Source organism: Microbulbifer variabilis (assembly GCF_052467165.1).
This window is the reverse complement of record NZ_CP174301.1, coordinates 1,888,481-1,905,066: the sequence shown is the minus strand read 5'-3', so window position 1 is coordinate 1,905,066 and position 16,586 is coordinate 1,888,481. Positions and strand designations below refer to the sequence as shown.

The window sequence follows — 16,586 nt, the reverse complement described above, 5'->3', positions numbered from 1 at the left end:
GGGCCTATCCCCAATGGCTTGCCTAGATAGAGGCGAAACCACCATTCTACCAGTTTGACTATGGAAAGTGCGTCCGCCAGAGGATGCTATTGCTCCCTGATACCTGCAATGGGAATTTTCGTGGAGTTTTGAGGTATTCTTGGAGGATTGGTTTCGATGTTGGTACTCCAGAACGCATGCACAAACACAGCGCCCACCCAGACAGCCCAGCCCCCAGCGCCCTGATCTTTGATTCCGGCGTGGGCGCCGTCAGCATTGCGCGGGAGATCCGCCGCCTGATGCCGGGCCTGACCTTGCACCTGGGTGTGGACAACGGCTTTTACCCCTACGGCAATAAAAGCGAAGAAGAACTGCGCCCCCGGATCGTCCAGCAGGCCCAAGCCATGATGGAGCACTGCGGTGCCGATATTTTAGTGGTGGGCTGCAACACCGCCAGCACCCTGGCCTTGCCCCAGCTGCGCGAATCCCTGAAGAAACCCGTAGTGGGCGTTGTACCCGCTGTGAAACCCGCCGCTGCCGCCAGCCGTTCCCGCACTATTGCCCTGATTGCCACCGAGGGCACCGTCAATCGCCGCTACACCCGCGAGCTTATTGAGCAATTTGCCAACGGCAACCGGGTAATTAATGTGCCCGCACCGGAGTTGGTGCATCTGGCGGAAAGCAAACTGCGCGGCGAAGCCATCACCGCAGAGGATTTGGAGCCGGTCTTGCACCGCGTATTCCACACCGCCGGCGGCGATCAAGTGGATATTGCCGTATTGGCCTGCACTCACTTTCCCCTGCTGCGGGAAGAACTGGACCAGTTCGCCCCTCGCTCAATCCAGTGGCTGGATTCCGGTGAAGCCATCGCCCGGCGAGTGCGCTGGTGGCTGGAAGAACTCGAGCTGATGCTGCCGGATGCGCCAAACACTGGCCGCCTGATCACCAGCACGGTTGACCTAACCGGCAATATAGAACAGGCCTTCAGCGAGTTCGCCCCTGTTGCCGAACCCCTCGAACCCAACACCTAAGATCGCCAAAATGATGAGAACCGCGCAACAGAGTTGACAGCTCCGTCACAAACCGCGACCGTTCCCCGAATAACAAGCCCTAACCGGTACCCGAATTCATGCTGAAGCCGGCATTTCCCGCTCTCGAAATATTTGCGCAGCTGCCCCCTGGCGGACTGCTGCTCACCCCCAACAACCGTTTGCGCAACCGTTGCCAACAGGTGTTTGCCGCGCAGCAGTCGCCCGGTGCCTGCTGGATGCCGCCGCCGGTGGAATCCCTGCGAAGCTGGCTGGACAAGCTCTGGTTCCAGCTGCAACAGCGCAACTGGCAGCCCGCCTTGCAGCAGGTATTGAATCGTGAGCAACGGCAATTACTTTGGCAGCGTGCCCTGGATGAATCCCTGGATCGGCAACTACTCAACAGTCAGCAACTATGCCGGGATGCCGATAGCGCCCTGGCGCAGCTGCTCCAATGGCAGCTGATCTCCGATCTATCGCAAATAGATGAAGCGCTAACTCCCCTACTGGAACAGTTCGCACTCTCTATGCGCAGCGACGAACTGCCGCTATGCGCCATGATCAAAGCCTTTGCCACTGAGCTTCAGGCCCACAGCGCCATCACGCCAGACCAGCGCGATCAATTGATCCTGCGCGCATTCCAGGAAGGCATTCTGGAACCCGTCGCGCAAATTGATACCGCCGGCTTTGCCCAGATTTCGCCCCTCGCCAATGCCCTGATCCACGCAGGTGCCGCAAGCGTTTTCGAAAGACCGGGAATCTCCCAGCAGAGTGAATTATCCGTAGCCGCCTGCGCCGATTTGGATGAAGAACTCTATCAGGCAGCCCTTTGGGCCGGGCAAAAGCTCGCCGAAAACCCCGGCCACAGCGTAGGCATCGTGGTAAACAATCTGGGCCAATGCCGCGCCCAGGTGGAAGCGGTATTTTCCCGCGTGCTCGAACCCCAATACCTGGACCCACAGCAACCACGCTACACACTGCCGTTTAACTTCTCCGCCGGTACGCCACTGGCGCAAACACCAGTCGGCAGCGCCGCCTTACAATTACTATCGCTACTGCAAGACGAATGGGATTACCCTCAACTGCAAAACATCCTGTTCAGCCCCTTCTGGGGTGACGACAGTGAAACCTGGCTGCGCAGCGCCCTGTTCCGCCGTTTACAAAAACTGGAACTTCGCCGCATCGACGGCGCAACCTTGCGCTACTGGGCCGAGCGCACCGCAGAAGCCCTCCACTTGGAATCACCGCAACTGCCCCGCCAGCTGGAGCAAATGGCCGAACGCGCCCGGCGCTGGCAGCGAGCGCCCGCTGAAATTTGGGCCGCGCGTTTTTCCGAAATACTGACAGCATTAAATTGGCCCGGCAACCGCAACCCGGACAGCCAGGAATACCAGCAGCTGATGCAGTGGGAATCCATCCTGGAAGAGTTCGCCGCACTCAGCGCCTGCGGTGGCAACCTTACTCTCACCCAGGCCCTGCAATTGCTGCGTCAGATTGCCAGCCGCACCCCCTTCCAAGCGGAAACCCGCGATGGCCCCCTGCAAATTCTCGGGGTACTGGAAGCCGGCGGCCTCGCTTTCGATCACCTGCGCCTGGTCGGCTTTGGCCAACAGCAGTGGCCGCCGGCACCAGCGCCCAATCCGCTGCTGCCGATTCAATGGCAGAAACACTGGAAGATGCCCCGCGCCAGCGCCGAGCGGGAATTGGAACTGGCCCGCGAACTCACCGCCGACCTGCAGAATGCCAGCGGCGATATCGTCGTGAGTTACACCTGTGAAGAAGACGGTGTGCAGCAGGGACTGAGCAGCTTGTTTGAAAGCCCGCAAGAAGCCCAGCACATTGCCGAAGGCGCCCTGCACAATCACTACAGCCAACTGGCGCAAGCCTGTCAGCTGGAAAAAATCGAAGACAAAAAGCTACCACCACTCACCCCCGCCGAATGCGAACGGGTGCGCGGCGGTGCCTCAGTGCTCAAGGCCCAGGCCCTGTCCCCGTTAAATGCGCAATTGCGCTTCCGCCTCGGCGCCAGCAGTTTTACCCAACCGGATATCGGCCTCGGCCCCGCCGAGCGCGGCAATGTGGTACACCAGGTGCTGGCGGAATTCTGGCAACAGTGCGGCACCCTCGCACAACTGCAAGCTATGGACGACGAGCAACGCCAAGCGCAAATCGAGCGCGCGGTGGAACGGTCCCTCGGCAGTGTGCGCAAAAAATACAATCACCTGCCGATCGGATTTTGGGCCATGGAAAAGCAGCGCCTGGAGCGCCTGCTGCAACAATGGCTGTCCGTGGAACTGGACAGGCCCAATTTCTCCGTAGAGAAAGTGGAATGGCAACAAGCCGTGGAAATCGGCGGGCTGCACTTTAACCTGCGCCTGGACCGATTGGACCAACTCGCCAGCGGCGAGCAACTGGTAATCGATTACAAAACCGGCGTCCCCAGTATTCGCGACTGGCTTACCCAGCGCATCCGCGAACCCCAGCTGCCACTCTACGCCCTCTTCCAACCGGACGCCCACGCCATCGCCTTCGGCCAGGTGCGCAACGGCGACTGCAAATGGAATGGCTGCGGAGACCTGGAGCACCCCATCACCGGCATTAAAGCCGTGGGCGATACGGAAAAAGAATCCCCTTACGGCACCTGGAGCAATCTGGTGGAGCACTGGCGCTACAGCCTGGAATCCCTCGCCACCGAATATCGCAGTGGTGTAGCCACCCTCGCCTTTGATCGCCCCACCGACAACAACAGTGAACTCTGGCCCCTAAACCGCTGGCCGGAAAGGGAGCAAATAACCGAATGAACGAAGTTGTGACCACTCCCGCCCTGCGCCGCCCCATCGATGCCGACGCCCGCAGCCAAGCCCTGGATATCAGCCGCAGCTTTGCCGTGTCTGCCCCGGCGGGCTCTGGTAAAACCGGCCTGCTCACCCAGCGCGTATTAAAGTTGCTCGCCGCCTGCCAGCAACCGGAAGAAGTGTTGGCCATTACCTTCACCCGCAAAGCTGCCGGTGAAATGCGCGAGCGCCTGATCGACGCCCTGCACAGCGCCCGCGACCAAGCCCGGCCAGATAACCCCCACGATGCCATCACCTGGGATTTAGCCCGCGCCCTGCTGGAGCGGGATCGCGAGCTGGAATGGGAACTGCTGCAAACACCCCAGCGCCTGCGTATTCAAACCATCGACGGCCTCTGCCGCAGCCTCGCCAGCCAACTGCCAATCGAAAGCGGCCTGGGCGCACCGGGTGAACCCCTGGAGCGCACCCAAATTGCCTTCGAACTGGCCGTGGTGAACCTGCTCAAACACCTCGATGGCGAAACCCCAGACGCAGACCTACAGCAGCTACTGCTCCACCTGGACAACGACCTGGGCCAGCTCAATAAATTGCTGCGTATTTTGCTGGATAAGCGCGAGCAATGGCTCGGCCCCCTCTTGAGCGTCAACTTCGACGGAGCCCAGGACTATTTTCATTTTGTTATCGACGAACTGGTAGCAGAAAAGCTGCAAGACCTCTCCACAGCCCTCGGCAGTTACGCCGGGGAACTGCTGGAGCTGGCCAGTTATGCCGGCAGCAATTTACAAAAGGAAAACCCCAGCCACAGCCTGTGCCTCTTCGCCGAACTGGACGATTTCCCCAGCACAGACAGCAGCGGCCTGCCCGCCTGGCTCGCCCTCGGCAGCCTGCTCCTCACCACCACTGGTGATCTGCGCAAAGGCGGCGGCATCAATAAAAAACTCGGTTTTGGCCTGCCGGATAAAAAAGATCCCGAGCGCCCCATCGCCGAAGAATACAAACAGCGCATGAAAGACCTGCTGGCAGAACTGGCCGGCAACGAACCACTGCTCTCCGCCCTGCGGGAAGTGGGCAAGCTCCCCAGCGGACTGCAACAGAGCCAATGGCAACTGCTGCAAGGGCTCGCCCAGGTACTGCCCAAATTGGTCGCAGAATTAAAGTTGGTTTTCCAACAGCTGGGCGCCACCGACTATACCGAAGTGGCCCAAGCCGCATTGATTGCCCTGGGCGATAGCGACAACCCCACAGACCTGGCCCTGAAACTGGACCTGCAAACCCAGCATATTCTGGTGGACGAGTTCCAGGACACCTCCCACACCCAGCTACAACTGCTGGAAAAACTCACTGCCGGCTGGCAGCAGGGAGACGGCCGCACCCTATTTATTGTCGGCGATGGCATGCAATCCTGTTACGGCTTCCGCAATGCCAACGTGGGTATTTTCCTGGATGCGCGCGAACGCGGTATCGGTGAAGTGCCCCTGGAAGCCCTCGACCTCCAGGTAAATTTCCGCTCCGAAAGCGCAGTGGTGAACTGGGTCAACGAGACTTTCCAAAGGGCTTTTCCGCAAGCGGATAATATCGGGCGCGGCGCCGTGCGCTATCTACAATCCGAAGCGTTTAAAGGCAGCAAATGGGCCGAGCCCTCGGTGAATTTCTACGGCTGCATTGATGACGAAGACCGCAACCGCGAATCCACCCAAGCAGTTGAACTGGTGCAGCAATTACAAGCGCAAGATCCGGAGAGCCGTATCGCCATTCTGGTGCGCAAGAAAAAACACCTGCAAAAAGTTCTGCCGGCCCTAAGCGCCGCCAAAATCGCCTTCCAGGCCCCAGAGCTGGCGCCACTCGCCAGTAAAATGGTGGTGTTGGATTTACTCAGTCTCACCCGCGCCCTGCTCGACCCCAGCGACCGAATCAGCTGGCTGGCCGTACTCCGCGCCCCCTGGTGCGGACTGCAACTGCCGGACCTTTACACCCTGGTCAACTGGGGCAATGGGGATATCACCGTAACCGATACCAGCGCACGTCCACTATTAATGGCCTTGCAGGAAGTAGACGATATCGCCCTGCTCAGCGATGAAGGGCGCGCGCGCCTGGCCCAAGTGGCCCCCAAACTGCTACACGCCTGGCAACAGCGCGGCCGCAAACCCCTGCGCACCTGGATTGAAGGCCTCTGGCTGGAACTGGGCGGCCCCGCCACCGTTGCGCAAAAATCTGACCTGAATAATGTGCAGGATTTTCTGCAATTATTAGAAGCCTTCGATACCGGCGGCGCCATTACCGACTGGCAACAGTTCACCCTGGCCCTGGAACAGCTCTACGCCCGCCCCGCCCAGGATGCCAAAGTGCAGGTGATGACCATTCACAAATCCAAAGGGCTCGAGTTCGAACACGTACTGATCCCAGGCCTAGACCAAGGCGGCAAACCCGGCAGCGACCAACTACTGCGCTGGAGCGAATGGCTCAACCGCGAAGGTGAAAGCCGCTTCCTGCTCGCCCCCAAAAATGCGCGCGGCGGCCGCGACCCGGTTTTTGAATACCTGAAGCACGACAACAGCGAACGCGAACGTCTGGAAGGCACCCGCCTGTTGTATGTAGGCTGCACCCGCGCCATCCGCTCGCTGCATCTTTTGGCCTGCATCAACCGGGATGAAAAAAAGGGCCACCTAAAAGCCCCCGGCAGCGCCGCCCTACTCGCCGGTATCTGGCCCAGTGTTTTGCACCACCAGGAAAGCGACTGGTGCCACTGGCTGGAAGCGGAAGAACCCCTGCTAAACCAAGACGAAGCCAGCAGAGATTACGACTACCTACTGCGCCTACCCAACCAATGGCAACCCCAAGCCATGCCCCGGCAGGAATGGCTGGCCCAATACCGCATGCCAGACTACCAACCCAAAACAGAGGAAGAAGACAATATTCCCGAACTGGGCCAGGTAGCCCTGCGCTGGCTCAAACACGCCGGCACCGTAGCCCACGAAACCCTCGCCACCATTGCCGAGACCAATATCAACGACTGGACACCCAGCAAACTGGAAGCCCAACGCCCCCTATGGCAACTGCGCCTGAAACAATTGGGGCTATCCTCCACCAGCCTGGACCGCGCCGCCGAGAAAGTGGAAATCGCCGTACGCAACAGCCTCAACTGCCCAACCGGCCGTTGGCTATTGGATGGATCATTAAGGGAATCCGCCTGCGAACTGGAACTGCACAGCGGTGGCCGACAATTAAGACGTTCTATTGTGGACCGCACTTTTATCGATAACGAAGGCACCCGTTGGATTGTCGATTACAAAACGGCTGAGCCCAGTGGTGAGGAAAGGCAGGAAGAGTTTATTGCGGCTCAGCTAGAGCAGTATCGGAATCAGTTGGAGAATTACCGCAAGCTTTTTTATGCGCGGGGGGAGCGGAATATTCGGTGTGCGCTGTATTTTCCGTTGATGCGGAGGTTGGTAGAGTTAGATTAGAGCGGCCATGGCTTAGTCGTGATGTACTAATGCCTACGGGCAATTCGCTAAGCTGGTAGACGAAGTGAAGTATGATACTAAAAGGTGCAGTCGGGTCGGAGTTCAAGAAAGACTCGTGGGCCCATGCCTAAATGGAAGATTCGATTTCTAGGGCTGCAGAGGTTGTGGCAGCCACTACCAGCAATCTGCGAGTAAAGGTGGGGCGAATCAGTCAAGTTAACTGGAAATCTCTTCTCTATTCAGCAAGGGAGGGGGCTATATCAGGAGAGAGCCCATATCTCTTACTACAACTAATGATGAATCCATACAACGATAACTCCTTTAGTATTTGAGAAATATACTTAGAGAGTTGCCCAATTAGACTTGACCACTACATTTCTTACAAACTCAGATATACACCGGTCTAGTGTCTAAGTGCTTCCTACCCACACTTTCATTTAGCCCCGGGGCAATGTCTTGTAATAGATCTTTATAGACAGAGTTTATCTCTAGAGTCAGCGCCATAGCACCTGCTTGTCGCTCCATATTATCCAAAATAAGACGGCTACCATCTGGAGTTAGAAACTGCTTACCTAATTCACAATCATTTGAGCAAATTTCAATCATAAAATCATTAACCCTCCCCAACAAACCTAGATCGTAGTAACTTGGCATACTAAGGTGACGATCCATATGATAAGCCAAACTAGCAATATCATAGCTGCTAAGGTTTTTTAGAAACTTAACTCTACTTGAGGATGCATCTGCCTTTATATTTTTTAGTAGCCTACAAACTTTTTTGAGATTACCTGAATAAATTCTATCTCTTTGGTTAATTTGGTGAATATGCTTGAACGGCCAATTCCCAAAAGTCTCTCGTTTATCTTTATTGTATATTCTTACTTCTCTGTCTTTAATTTCATTACTATGTTGATAATCCAAAGTGTCATGCCAGTGTGACGGTACAATGTCAATCTTTCGCTGTAATGAACCGCCTTCCATTGCAATAGACTTTGCACCTGTTACGTCAACATAAACAGCTGGAAAATTACTTTTTAATATACGCTCTGACTGAATTCTAAGCTCATGCATCCTTGTAATCATCGATATACCCTCGCTAGAAGGTGTATACGATTTATGAGACGCAGTAGGTCGCTCCCATGTTAGGTAGCTATGTATCAGCAACACATCCACATCACTTGCACCCTTAATATGGATATCTAATGGAACTGACCCTTGAAATTCATGAAAGGAATTGATTCCATTTTGTTTCAAGCTTTGCTTAAGAGAGCTAGCTACTCTATCTCCCTCCTCAAAGCAAATTTCAGTATATCGTTGATTTACGGGCTGCATTGAGCCAAGTACATATTTTATTACACTGCTCTCATTTAATATGGAATAACTTTCTTGAATCGATTGAGGTACCCCTCCATCAAGCGCATGTGCTTTCTGTAAAAGCTGAGGCAAGGAGCGCCTTGAGTTCAAGTTACCTAGCTTAGTATCATAATTCATATTATTTCCCTTGATCTCTCTTTAGCTCCATATTTCCCCGAGTTCGTCGGCCATGAGAATTGAAATAGGTCCCATTCGCCACCCCTGATTTCAAATCAAAGACAAGCTCACAAAAACCTCTGTGAAAGCTCAAATCATGCTCTTGTTCAAGATTTGGTTGATTACTATAGCTATAAGAGAGCTGCCATGATTCATCAGGCAGTTTTGAAGCCGTTGCTGTATAGCTATAGCTTTGGCTTTGGGATGTCGTTAGCTGAATAGAAATTTCATTCCATGTTTGAAAAATGTTTAACTGTGCATCCCATTCATACCCGATGCTTCCAGAATCAGTTATAGTTTTTCCTTTCACAGACCATTGACCTGAAAAGTTTGGAATAGAAAGCAACTTTCCAACAATTTCCAATTTCCAAACTAAATGATCAAATAGTTTATCTAGAGCCAAATAGATTAAGCTAGACGTAATGACGAATGAGCCAATAAACTGTAAATCTGTAAGCTCTGAAAGCCCAACTATTGCGTTACCTAAAATTGGGCTTGCAACAAAAGAAACAATACCTAAGAACCTTCCAACAACCTGCCTTTTGTGGTCAAAAACTGCATAAGGATGCACTGATCGTCTCATTAAACAATGATTCTTTTTATAAATTCATAATGCAAGGTGCAACCCTGGGCACCAACCAATTATAAAGTATAACCCGCCAAACCTATCGAAGAAAGCAAGAGATAACACCAAATACCAAACACTTAGAAAACAACCGAGGAAATTGAACTTCCAATGCAATTACTCAACAAAATAAAGGCGTTCAAATTGCCCTACTGGAATTAATAAAGTTTTATTCAGTATCAAGACTAAGTAAAATCGGCTGATATCAATTAGTAAGGTGGCTACATTAATACAAGTTCCACTTAACCCTATCACCAACAAAATTTCTAAAACCCGACCAATAGGAGAAGGGTACGTGATGTAAGAGTAAAGAAAGGGCGCTGACCCAAGGTGCTGCAACACCAGGGGCCAGCTAACCAAATTGATAAGATAAGTATCAAGATGGCTGTATGCATACTACGCTAGAAACCCGCTCGTCTTCAATAAAGTGGAGCACAACCAGCAGCTTGGAGCAATTCCCCAAGCTATGGGAGCCTAGCGCGCGCCTTTTCCTATTCTGCGCCCACCGCCCCCGCGCCCCACCCTACTCTTCCACCAAGTATCACTTACCAAGCTTCCCCACCAAGTAATGCCCACCCACAGTTTGAGTATCGCTAGGAAACAAACATGTTGATCCTAAAGCGCCGAACAGGCGAGAACCTAAGAATTGGAACGAGTGTCTCGATCACAGTACTGGAAGTGAAGGGAAATCAAGTAAAGATAGGCATCCACGCCCCCAAATCCCTTCCCGTTCATCGTGAAGAAATCTATGTGCGTATCGAGAGAGAACAAAAAATAAGCAATGGAAGGCATTGAGAGAAGGTTTTCCAAGGAAGGAGGCTCCAGCCACGCCTTCTTAACAGCTATTATATTTTATTAGACAGCAAGTGCCGATATCGCACTAATACTCGCAGTGGCCAGGATGGACACAGAAAAAATAAAAAGGAATGAAATCCACCCAGCAGGACTGGGTGGATTTCTTAGCTTGGACTAACGGAAGTGGGTCACAGCTCAATTTCAATTAAATAATTAATATCGCTTTCAGACTTCATTAAATGCCCATCTAACATGGCTGGGCTATTACTACCCGTATCAAGCAAACTATATACACCGGAATCAAAATCTCCTGGCACACCGATCATACAAAATGGCTGGCGCCAATCAAACTCTAAGTCTGGTGAAATTAGATCACTTGCACCACACCTCTCTAGTGCATATATTAAATCACTAAGAATATTTGATCCACCAGGCAGACCCCAACCAGAATCATAACTAACAATAATTACAATCTTATCTGAATTTATACTGTTTAGGTAGTTAGCCAGTCTTTTCTGTTCACTTTCATCATTCCAAGTGAAGTATTGCCTAGTCGTCTTCTTACCTCCAATAGTTTCTTCAGGAGCAGCCTGAAGAGTTAATCTATTCAGAGTAAGGACATATAGCCCTATTAAATCATCCTCAGACTTATACACCTTATCACCAAGGTGAATATTTCCTTCTTTTATAGTCCATTTTGCTCCCCCTCTTAACTGAAACTTAACTGACATTTTGGCCATATATTCTTCAAAATGTCTTTTCATTACCTCCCGCTTTTTATCATCTTTTTCTAGCCGCCAAATTTCTTGTAATGGGGAATTCACTCCGATCTCATCTTCTTCCAGAGTATTTTTATATGACCTGAACCCAATGATATCTGGGTAACTCTGCACAGTATCTCTCCAAGCATTCAAGGCCTCGCCGTTGACTTTAATGAGCGCAGCTTTAGACGTATCACCTCCAATACAGCTAGTATTCCAACTTGCATAGGACATAAACTCATCACTAACGTCTTTATAATCTACTTTCCCCTTCGCCTCGGCAGCCTTTGAGATAGCGTTGTACACCGCTTTAACCTCAGCACCAAACTCCAATACAGAGGTAATGGATTTCTGAGATGCTAAGCTAGTAATATCGCATCGACCACCCAATACAGCGTGATTGGGATAGTGGGTTCCCCACTCATTAAACAACTTATCATAATCTTCAGATTCATGGGCTGCTTCAAAAGCTTGCTTTGCTTTTTCCGTCAGAAATTCCGATGGATCTTTCTCCCCAAAACTCAACTCAATGGTAAAGTCTTGATGAATTTCAGAGTATAGAGAGTAATAATTCTTAGTTTTCCCAGAAATATTACGATTAAAGTAGGCATTAAACTGCATACTAAAGGCACCATATGTACCTGACGCCCCCATTGATGAAGAGAATTTGTTCTGAAATTCTAATCTAGACTCCGTAACTATATCTTCGGTTTCTGCATATTGATCTTGCTCGTTAACCTTTACATATTTTGGCACACGATAGACCTTTCCACCTATTGTAACTTCTCTGTACTCGTTAACACCCAAATCAAACAATAGGTCCCTAGAGCTAATCTGAAGATCACCAAACACATTAAATGCGTGACCTATCACTCTTATACCCGGAATGAATGAATAATCTTCCTCAGTGTGTTTTTTAGCGCCACTTGATTTTTTTTCCTCTTCATTCAATTCACTTATGTCGCTCAGTTCATTCATTTTTCACGTCCATGATCAATATGTTAAAGATAATGATTTAAATAAATACCATCTTGTAAGTGCTCACCGAAATCGCGTGTACAAATAAGTCGTGAGCTAGCAATTAGCTTTTTATCGATTTCCACCACAGGAAGCGAGCACTCAAATTTTATTAAACTCTTTATTCCTACTCCATAATTGTACTTCTGTTAGTTACCGCGAACCACAGCAGGACACGAATTATAGCTATAGCAAGTTGCATATAACGTCAGTTTTTCCTCAAATCCTAACTCACCATCTTCGCCCTATCAGCTAAAAAACTAATTATCTTAGCTATAGCCAATAGCAATGAGAAAATACCCAAAGCACGACACTATCGAAATTCGATCTACAAATCCCATATGGTTATTATTTATCTAAGGAACCTCTGAATAATTCCGAGCTAATTTGGTAGTGTTCACCTATCCGTCAAGACTATGATGAATCATGCACCAAGTCACCTTTGCCGAAGCAGAATACAATCTGAAGCGCCGTAAAACTCGTCGAGAGAAGTTTCTTTCTCAGATAAATATCCTCATTCCATGGCAGCGACTGGAAGCTCGGATAGCCCCTTGTTATCCACGCGGCAAGCGTGGCCGACAACCTTACCCATTGAGGGTCATGTTGCGCGTTCATTGCATGCAGTTGTTTTACAATCTCAGTGATCCAGTTATGGAAGATGCGCTATACGAGATTGAATCTATGCGTAATTTTGCAGAATTGACTTTGAACGGCCCAATTCCCGATGAGACAACAATTCTTAACTTTCGTCAATTGCTGGGGTCAAATCAGCTTGGCACAACTCTATTTGAGGAAATCAATCAGTATCTTGTCGAGGATTGCATGGTATTGCGTGAAGGCACCATTGTAGATGCCACTATTATCTCAGCTCCATCTTCGACTAAGAATATAAAGAAGAAACGTGATCCTGAAAAAAAAGCAATTTTGGACACCCACCAAGTAGGGTCATTAGCAGAGCAGCAGTAGCTAAATGTTAAAGTTGGCAATGTAGCTATAAAAGCGATTTAGATTCAACAAGTTACAGTCGTGCGCCAGCTTAGGAAAACTAGCCTTAACACGTCCCTATTCTGCTCCACCACGGCCGTTCCTCATCTAAATCTCCCCTACCAAAAAAACTCCACCTACGGCTTGAGAATCAGCAGGAAGTAAACAGGTTGACTATAAAGCAGCAAACCAGAGAAAGCCTAAGAGCCGGGACGAATGTCTTAGTCACAGCACTGGAAGTGAAGGGACATCAAGTAAAGATAGGCATCCGCGCCCCACATCCCTCCCCGTCCACGGAAAAGAGATCTATACGCGCATCAAAAGAGAATAAAAAGCAAGCACTGAAAGACGGTGGGAACAGATTTACAATGGAGGGGCCCCCACCCAAACCTCCCCCTCTCTTTCATCATCATAGTAGCACCTTTGAGCGCACACCATCTCTAAGATGGGTAATGTCGCAACCCTATATTTATCTTCACATGTATCAGAAAGCAACTCCCCACCCTCTATAACTGAAAAATCAAAAATCGCTGGCATGATCAGCTGTGAATGATTCCATAAAACAATTTTTCAGAAGTTCTACCAACCATCATTACGTCGCAAGATTTATGGATCTGTAGAGGAGCTTCAAAAGGATCAAGACGAATGGCTCGTATATTACAATAATGATCGGACCCATCAGGGTAAGAAGTGTTGCGGCCGCACTTCGATGGCAACACTTGAAGATGGAAAAGGCACCTGGAAGGAAAAACTCGTAAACTGAATTTGACCTGACCGAACACCTTCTGAAAAACCGGTAACTGTCAGACCAAATCTGAACTACTACATCTAATCCTTCCGGGCACTTCGTTTGTTAGTTTTACTCTCTTATAGAAGTGTCCGGAAGTTATAGACCACTATACTATGGAGTTGACAACCATATTCGGTCAATCTTCAAATACCCCCCCTGAAGCCCCCTCATTTGTATAGTTACATCGCGCCCAGAGGCTTGGGCAGCCAAAGCTGTTGAATAGAACATTTTGGCGAACTCAGGGTTTTCATCGGCAGCGAAAGCAGCAGCAAAGTCATATACTGCACTTAGTCCAGCGCTTTCTGGAATATTTAGCGCTACAGGTGTATCAAAATATAACAATATAAGATTATCTTTATTCACATAGATACGTTCGACTTTGCCTATGTATTGGCAATACACATCACTCCCTGAGTGGCAAGTTGGCGTCCCTGCCTGAACACCACCAACAAACATCAAAGCCATTACTGTTATAAGTACACTAAAACTCTTCACTTTATCCCTCTACATTTAACAATCAATTTATACGAAACCTTAACATATTCCCCAGAATTAAGCTCAAACCTAATCAAAAACCAAAGCTCTTAAAGAAGCAAAGAGGTTATTATAGGAGCCACCGCCTCCATCCCATATACAAATACTCTAGCGGTGTCAGAGTCTTGATTTCCTTCACTATCCGTCACTAACAGTGCAACACTGTACTCTCTTTGTCTCGAATAAGTATGATTAACAGATTTGTAAGCGATCTTACCAGATCGTAGGTGAGGCTTGTATTAGAGAACTGGGATAGCACCGCTGAATGCCAAGCCATGGAAGGCTTTAAGGGTTGTGTCATCAACGGATAAATATGACTGCTCAACAGACGTCCGTCTTCTTGCGGACAGCGCAGTATATCATGCGGCTGTGGCCACCCCAACTCTCTCAAGTTGGATGTTCCAGGATAACAGTACCTCATAATCTTCAACGGATTGACAGTGAGGAATCTGTTTAAGCACCTCCACATAATACCTCATGAGTAATTCCTTTTTATTTCTGAATCGTAAGGGACATAACAGTAAATTCAAAAGCAGCACCTATATACCATTCTTTTCTATAATTCCAAAGCCCTTCAGCCCGAAGATACAGAGGATCAAGATATCTTTAGTTGGCACAAGTGTTCAAAGAAAGATATAGATCAATATATCTATATATCTGTAGTTTCCCTGCCCTATATCTTTTGAGGAAAGAGTAGTGTTACTGCGGGTTTCTATGAATACTCTGCGCAACCCTCGCAACAAACCTAACCACCTTGCTAGGTCCACCATTTTTCACTAATTTCTTCCCAAACTGCTTTTGAATCCAAAAATAAATGCTGCTTTACTTTTAGCCTCTCAAAGCCAGTGTCAAGCAAGCTTACAGGAACGTACATAGCCTTATCATCGTTCTTCCCAGGTAAGGATGATCCACATTCTGAGCAAAAACTTGTTTGCCAATCATGATTTGGCTTTATCCATGTTTTTATATGATCTTGACCAGAAGCCCACTCAAAACTTTCATTAGGAATCACCGTTACGGCTATTCCGCCTCCGCCTGTAGCTTTACGACAAATAGAGCAATGACATATATATACATCTTCGGGGATTACGCTAATTCTGAAATTTACGGCTCCGCAATTGCAAGAACCTTCTGCTAATTCATTCAACTTTATATCCTCTAAATTTTACACACATAGCATGAGTAAAGCTAAAACGTAGCGTTTACTTTCTCGCCATGCCTAAGCTTAGCAACCTCCTTACCTTGCCGCATACTTTAGCTCTATCGTATCTGTGTATATTGATTTGAAATTCTCAGCCATCGCTGGATTTATCCCTATTAATATTGTGGCACTGCTGTCCCAGCAGGCTATTTCAAAAATAGCTTTTTCTAACTGAGGTTTTGGTTCAGAGGCATTCCAGTAATTAGGGTTTCCATCAACGTACGGTGGTTCAGCAACCGCAAATCGGGTGCCGATAGGAAAAGCGCTGAATACTGCCCAAATGAACTGGACATCATTGCTAGTTATTGTTTTTTCTAGCTCAAATCCAGAGTGCCAACCCTCTGATATAACCAAATCGTTAGTTTCTATGTCGCTGACAAACCAATCATAGTCATGGCATGAAATATTGAGGGCAGAGAAAACTTCCTTTATGTTCGTGAAGAACTTTACCTGATCTGTTCCTTCAAGAATAAGATTCATACGATTTAAAAGTTAACTGTCAATTCAAAAGTAACATCTATATATCACGCTTCTCCACAACTCTAAAGCTCGTCAGCCCTACAAGGCGAAAAGTCAGTAGCTCAAATCAACTCACTGAGCTACAGCTGCCTAGGATTCACATTTTTTATTCTATACATTGTCTCCGTACCTCGCCTTTGCTATTTATCATTTACCAAGCTTCCACATCAAGGAATGATCCTACCCACATGCGTGAGTTTTACTGTAAACAAGCATGTTGACGATAAAACATCTAACAGGTGAAAAACTAAGAATTGAGACAATCGTCTCAATTGCAGTACTGAAAGAGAAAGGTGATCAAGTAAAGATGGGCATTCACTCCACCAGTTGAGGGATCAATGTCTACATTAAAAGCGAACAAAAATTAGGCAATGGTGGTCGTTCAGGTCAGGCTCCCTAAGGAAGAAGGCCCTACCCCCTCTGTAGCAGTTAAACTTTATTTGGCAACGAGATGCATATCTACACGCTCTGCTCCAGCCTTTTCTTGAGTAAACTGTGCAAAATGTACATAAAGTAAGTCATTCCAAAAAGGCCCGAAGAGCCGTAGCATACTTCTTGTGCTTGTTA

At 48.9% G+C, this 16,586-nt stretch carries 11 protein-coding genes and 1 pseudogene; 6 read left to right on the top strand and 6 right to left on the bottom strand.

Features of this window, described 5'->3' with window-relative positions; genetic code table 11:
- Positions 1 to 176 precede the first annotated feature (176 nt).
- The 3 genes from murI (at position 177) to ACJJIP_RS08555 (ending at position 7,263) form a co-directional block, all read left to right on the top strand.
- Entirely contained in the window at positions 177 to 1,010 is an 834-nt protein-coding gene (murI, locus tag ACJJIP_RS08565; RefSeq protein WP_413665597.1) for a glutamate racemase, read from the top strand.
- 98 nt (positions 1,011 to 1,108) lie between these two features.
- Positions 1,109 to 3,808: a PD-(D/E)XK nuclease family protein gene (locus ACJJIP_RS08560; protein ID WP_444946664.1), complete on the top strand. Its 2,700-nt coding sequence runs from the start codon at positions 1,109 to 1,111 to the stop codon at positions 3,806 to 3,808.
- The gene (locus ACJJIP_RS08555) at positions 3,805 to 7,263 is read left to right on the top strand and encodes a UvrD-helicase domain-containing protein (protein WP_444946663.1); all 3,459 of its coding nucleotides are present in this window, start codon (positions 3,805 to 3,807) and stop codon (positions 7,261 to 7,263) included. Before ACJJIP_RS08560 ends, ACJJIP_RS08555 begins: the two co-directional genes overlap by 4 nt.
- Before the next feature lie 387 nt (positions 7,264 to 7,650).
- Here ACJJIP_RS08555 and ACJJIP_RS08550 read toward each other — a convergent pair whose 3' ends face one another.
- Together ACJJIP_RS08550 and ACJJIP_RS08545 are read right to left on the bottom strand one after the other, a co-directional pair.
- Positions 7,651 to 8,754: a nucleotidyltransferase family protein gene (locus ACJJIP_RS08550; RefSeq protein WP_444946662.1), complete on the bottom strand. Its 1,104-nt coding sequence runs from the start codon at positions 8,752 to 8,754 to the stop codon at positions 7,651 to 7,653.
- Between the two features lies 1 nt (position 8,755).
- Positions 8,756 to 9,364, bottom strand: coding sequence for a Cap15 family cyclic dinucleotide receptor domain-containing protein (locus ACJJIP_RS08545; protein WP_444946661.1), 609 nt, complete (start codon positions 9,362 to 9,364; stop codon positions 8,756 to 8,758).
- 660 nt (positions 9,365 to 10,024) lie between these two features.
- Here ACJJIP_RS08545 and csrA point away from each other — a divergent pair.
- A complete protein-coding gene (csrA, locus tag ACJJIP_RS08540; RefSeq protein WP_444946660.1) occupies positions 10,025 to 10,213 on the top strand; it encodes a carbon storage regulator CsrA in 189 nt (62 codons plus the stop codon).
- 188 nt (positions 10,214 to 10,401) lie between these two features.
- Here the strand turns inward: csrA and ACJJIP_RS08535 are convergent, their stop codons facing one another.
- Entirely contained in the window at positions 10,402 to 11,952 is a 1,551-nt protein-coding gene (locus ACJJIP_RS08535; protein ID WP_444946659.1) for an MAC/perforin domain-containing protein, read from the bottom strand.
- A 465-nt stretch (positions 11,953 to 12,417) separates the two neighbouring features.
- Here ACJJIP_RS08535 and ACJJIP_RS08530 point away from each other — a divergent pair, with 465 nt between their 5' ends.
- On the top strand, positions 12,418 to 12,957 hold the full coding sequence (locus tag ACJJIP_RS08530; RefSeq protein WP_444946658.1) for an IS5 family transposase: 540 nt from the start codon (positions 12,418 to 12,420) through the stop codon (positions 12,955 to 12,957).
- Positions 12,958 to 13,528: 571 nt separating this feature from the next.
- A pseudogene (locus ACJJIP_RS08525) lies at positions 13,529 to 13,738 on the top strand (IS481 family transposase); the annotation flags it as partial.
- A 138-nt stretch (positions 13,739 to 13,876) separates the two neighbouring features.
- On the opposite strand, the gene ACJJIP_RS08520 reads toward ACJJIP_RS08525, so the two are convergent.
- From ACJJIP_RS08520 to ACJJIP_RS08510, 3 genes are all read right to left on the bottom strand, one after another.
- Positions 13,877 to 14,260, bottom strand: coding sequence for a hypothetical protein (locus ACJJIP_RS08520; protein ID WP_444946657.1), 384 nt, complete (start codon positions 14,258 to 14,260; stop codon positions 13,877 to 13,879).
- 796 nt (positions 14,261 to 15,056) lie between these two features.
- Positions 15,057 to 15,446, bottom strand: coding sequence for a GFA family protein (locus ACJJIP_RS08515; RefSeq protein ID WP_444946656.1), 390 nt, complete (start codon positions 15,444 to 15,446; stop codon positions 15,057 to 15,059).
- A gap of 90 nt (positions 15,447 to 15,536) precedes the next feature.
- Positions 15,537 to 15,980, bottom strand: a complete 444-nt coding sequence (locus ACJJIP_RS08510) for a hypothetical protein (protein WP_444946655.1) — start codon at positions 15,978 to 15,980, stop codon at positions 15,537 to 15,539.
- Positions 15,981 to 16,586 lie beyond the last annotated feature (606 nt).

Coding starts and splice junctions, on each gene's coding strand:
- murI (WP_413665597.1), top strand. CDS start 177: ATGCACAAACACAGCGCCCACCCAGACAGCCCAGCCCCCAGCGCCCTG.
- ACJJIP_RS08560 (WP_444946664.1), top strand. CDS start 1,109: ATGCTGAAGCCGGCATTTCCCGCTCTCGAAATATTTGCGCAGCTGCCC.
- ACJJIP_RS08555 (WP_444946663.1), top strand. CDS start 3,805: ATGAACGAAGTTGTGACCACTCCCGCCCTGCGCCGCCCCATCGATGCC.
- ACJJIP_RS08550 (WP_444946662.1), bottom strand. CDS start 8,754: ATGAATTATGATACTAAGCTAGGTAACTTGAACTCAAGGCGCTCCTTG.
- csrA (WP_444946660.1), top strand. CDS start 10,025: ATGTTGATCCTAAAGCGCCGAACAGGCGAGAACCTAAGAATTGGAACG.
- ACJJIP_RS08535 (WP_444946659.1), bottom strand. CDS start 11,952: ATGAATGAACTGAGCGACATAAGTGAATTGAATGAAGAGGAAAAAAAA.
- ACJJIP_RS08530 (WP_444946658.1), top strand. CDS start 12,418: ATGCACCAAGTCACCTTTGCCGAAGCAGAATACAATCTGAAGCGCCGT.
- ACJJIP_RS08510 (WP_444946655.1), bottom strand. CDS start 15,980: ATGAATCTTATTCTTGAAGGAACAGATCAGGTAAAGTTCTTCACGAAC.